Source organism: Terriglobales bacterium (assembly GCA_035691485.1).
GTDB lineage: Bacteria > Acidobacteriota > Terriglobia > Terriglobales > Acidobacteriaceae > JAIQGF01.
This window is the reverse complement of record DASSIZ010000056.1, coordinates 1-3,717: the sequence shown is the minus strand read 5'-3', so window position 1 is coordinate 3,717 and position 3,717 is coordinate 1. Positions and strand designations below refer to the sequence as shown.

The 3,717-nt window shown below is 59.2% G+C and carries 3 protein-coding genes; 2 read left to right on the top strand and 1 reads right to left on the bottom strand.

The genetic code is table 11. From position 1 onward, the window contains the following. Together VFI82_07020 and VFI82_07015 are read left to right on the top strand one after the other, a co-directional pair. On the top strand, positions 1-1,278 hold a 1,278-nt coding region (locus tag VFI82_07020; GenBank protein HET7184419.1), incomplete at its 5' end, for a TonB-dependent receptor. 102 nt (positions 1,279-1,380) lie between these two features. After that, complete coding sequence (locus VFI82_07015; GenBank protein ID HET7184418.1) at positions 1,381-3,543, top strand: prolyl oligopeptidase family serine peptidase; 2,163 nt, start codon at positions 1,381-1,383, stop codon at positions 3,541-3,543. A 26-nt stretch (positions 3,544-3,569) separates the two neighbouring features. On the opposite strand, the gene VFI82_07010 is transcribed toward VFI82_07015, so the two are convergent. Beyond that, complete coding sequence (locus VFI82_07010) at positions 3,570-3,710, bottom strand: ASPIC/UnbV domain-containing protein (protein ID HET7184417.1); 141 nt, start codon at positions 3,708-3,710, stop codon at positions 3,570-3,572. Positions 3,711-3,717: the final 7 nt, after the last annotated feature.

The following is a 3,717-nucleotide window of genomic DNA, read 5'->3' as shown; positions in this document are numbered from 1 at the left end:
TACCTGCAGGACGCCTGGACTATCCGGCAGCGGTTGACGCTGAACCTGGGACTACGCTACGACCGGTTCATCAGCTACTACCCGGCGCAATCTACTTCTCCCAACCTGACCTTCCCCGACCTGTTCCCGCCGACCAAATATCCGGCTTCGGGGAACCTGATTGACTGGAACAATGTCTCACCGCGCATCGGGATTGCATGGGATCCCAGCGGTAAAGGCAATTCCGTGCTGCGCTTCAGCTACGGACGGTTCTACAAGATGGAAGGGACGGGCCTGGTGGAAACGGTCAATCCCGTGGGATTCGCTGGGAAGGGCTTCACCTGGACTGACAGCAACCACGATGGCATTCCACAAGTCAACGAGTGGAAGAATCCGGCCAATCTGATTTTTGCGTTTGGCGGAACCAGCACGCACATTGATCCTCACATGAGCCGTCCTTACACCAACGAGTTCAGCGTCTCCTATGAGCACCAATTGTGGAGCGACCTGCGGGTCAGCGCCTCCTATTTCTATCGCAGCAAGAAGAATCTGATCGGACTGACCAACACGGCAGTTTCGCCTTCCGACTACACTCCGGTCACCGGCTTCACCAACCCGATAACCAATCAACCGCTCACGCTCTTTAATCTCGCTCCAGCCAAGGTGGGGCAGTTCAATATCCTGATGACCAACATTGCGGAAATGAACGACAACGCCTACCACGGGGTGGAGTTCGACGCCGTCAAGCGTCTTTCCCACCGCTGGCAGCTGCTGGCGGGCTTCACGGTCCAGCGGCAGAAGGGCGTCTCTTTTGCCGGCAGTACCGCTTCCACGATCAGCTCGGATGATGCCATTTTCGGCGAGAATTTTGCCGATCCCAACCTCGACATCAACCGGCGCAACAACTATCTCAACCTCGATTCCACCTACGTGTTCAAGGTGGACAGCACCTACGAGATGCCGTGGAAAATCGGCACCAGCGTGAATTTCCAGCACTACACCGGGTATCCGATTCAGCCGGTGAACGTGTTCAACGGGCTGAACCAGGGGCCGGAGACTGTGATCCTGGAGCCTGCAGGAAACATCCGCTTGCCCAGCGTCAATCTGCTCAACCTGCGCTTGTCGCGCGACTTCGCCTTCGCCGACCGGTGGCACGTGGAACCGCTGGTTGATCTGTTTAACATAACCAACAGCCAAACCATTATCTCTAAGGTCAACACTTTCGGCCCGTCGTTTCTCTTCCCGTCCAACACGGTGAATCCATTCATCGCGAGGTTCGGTTTGAAGGTGAATTTCTAATCCCAACGCCTTGAGTTACGGCCTATCCCAAGCCCGGCCGGTGTGCAGAAAAGATGCGCGCCGGCCGGGCCGCATTTACAATCCCCAAATTCTGAGGGTCCCATGATGCCATCCATGCGGCGGTTCGCGGTCCTGGTGTTGCTGTTGTCCCTGGCAGGAGCGGGAAGCACTTTCGCCCAGCAGAGCAGCGTTTCGAGGCGGCTCAGCATTGAGCAGTTGATGGACATCAAGCATCCTTCGGATCCGGTGTGGTCGCCGGATGGGAGCCATGTTGCCTTCCTGTGGGACCGCGCGGGAGTAACCAATCTCTACCTTGCCGGCGCTGACGGTTCGGGTGAACCCGCTCCGCTGACGAAGTTCACAGATGGACACCTGGGAAATGCGTTCTGGAATCACAACAGTAAGACCGTACATTTCGAGCGCGATGGCAGCCTCTGGCAGGCGGCAGTTGCCGGGGGAGAGCCGCAACCGGTGTGGAAGGGAAAGTCAGGAGAGCGTGGCTTTGCGCTTTCGCCAAACGGCACTCGCGTAGCGCTGGTTCGCGGCGGAGACGCTGCCGATGATGATGACGAACTGGTGGTGCGCTCGCTCAGCGACGGAACTGAAACTCGGGTGGCACAGGACGCGGTCAGCATCAACCGGCCGCTGTGGGCGCCGGACGGAGCGCACATCGCTTACATCAGCGGCGCGAAGATTGTTCATCACAATGTTTCGCCGGATTATTCCGGCGCCAAACTCATTTATTCGGTGGAGGAATATCAGCCGGGCCAGCTGATGGTGGTTTCGTCAGCGGGAGGGAAAGCGGTCGCCGTAGGGACGCGAGGCAGATATGACGCGCTGGCGTGGGTGGACACGAGTCGCCTCGCATTTGCCCGGCAGTCCGACCATTACAAGCGGCGGACCATCTATGTGGCCGATGCCAAAGATGGCTCCACGCGCGCCGTCCACGAGAATGTGGAGAAGGACTTCTGGAGCCTTCCCGATTGGGAGGCCGGACCGGAGCCGGTACCCTCGCCCGATGGCCGCTGGATCGCCTTTTTGAGTGATCAGGACGGATGGGACCACATATATGTCATTCCCACGGCAGGCGGGCAGGCGGTGCAGATCACCAGGGGCCGCTTCGAAGCATGGCGGCCGGCGTGGTCGCACGACAGCACGCGCATTGCGTTCGATGCCAATGAACCGGACCACTCGGGCGACCGGCGGCTGGGAATTGCAACCCTGGGCAAGGATCCGCGGCAGGCGAAAATTGAATACATCACGACAGGAAGCGGCACCAACATCGCGCCGCGCTGGTCAGAGGATGACCGGCGTCTGGTCTATCAGCACACCGACGTTCAGAATTCCGCCGACCTCTACGTGATGGACGCAACGGCAGGCGCTAAGGCGGCGCGGCTTTCTGATTCCATGCCCTCGAGCATTGACCGCAGCTCGCTGGTTGCGCCGCAGTTCGTGCGCTATCCCGGCGCTGACGGGCAGATGGTGCCGGGCTGGCTCTTTGTTCCCAAGAACCTCGACCGCAACAAGAAGCATCCCGCCATCATCTGGATTCACGGCGATGGAATTAACCAGAACTACGACGGGTGGCACGTGCAGCGGAACTATGCGGTGTATTACAGCTTTCACCAGTATCTGCTGCAGGAAGGCTACGTGGTGTTTGCGCCCGACTACCGGGGCAGCATCGGCTATGGCCGCGACTGGCGCAACGGCGTGTACATGGACGTGGGCGGCAAGGACGCGAAAGATGCGTGGATGGGGGCGAATTATCTGAAAACGCTGCCTTACGTGGATCCCGACCGCATTGGCGTGTGGGGGTTGAGTTATGGCGGCTTTTTCACGCTGATTGCGATGACCGACCAGCCTACGCTTTTCCGCGCCGGAGTAGACGTCGCCGGGGTGGTGGATTACGTCATGTACTACAACGACCCCTACCACAACGATTGGACGGTGGGGCGAATCGGGACGCCGGAAGAGAATCCGCAGGTTTACGCAAACGCGTCGCCGCTTTCGCACATTGACCGCCTGGCGCGGCCTCTGCTGGTGCTGCACGGCACGGCAGATGTGAATGTGCCCTTTATCGAGTCAATTCGGCTCATGGATGAGGTGCTGAAGAAAAACAAGGGCGATTTGGTTCAATTCATGGTTTACCCGGGAGAATTTCATTACTTCACCCGCGAACACGTGCTGCGCGATGCCTGGCGCCGGGTGGACGAGTTCTTTGCCAGCGATCTTCGCGACGAGCGCCCAGCAGCGCAGGACAAATAACTAATACCCTGAAGTCACAGCTCCACTCACTGGGCGGGCGACCGCGGGCGGATCGAGTCGGCGGGAACAACGCCCTTGCCTTCGAGAACCGAATACAACTGGTCTGCCGGCAGATCGTGCAGGACATCGGCTGCGCCCGAAGGCCAGCGGATTTCGACACTGTCAATCTTCGTG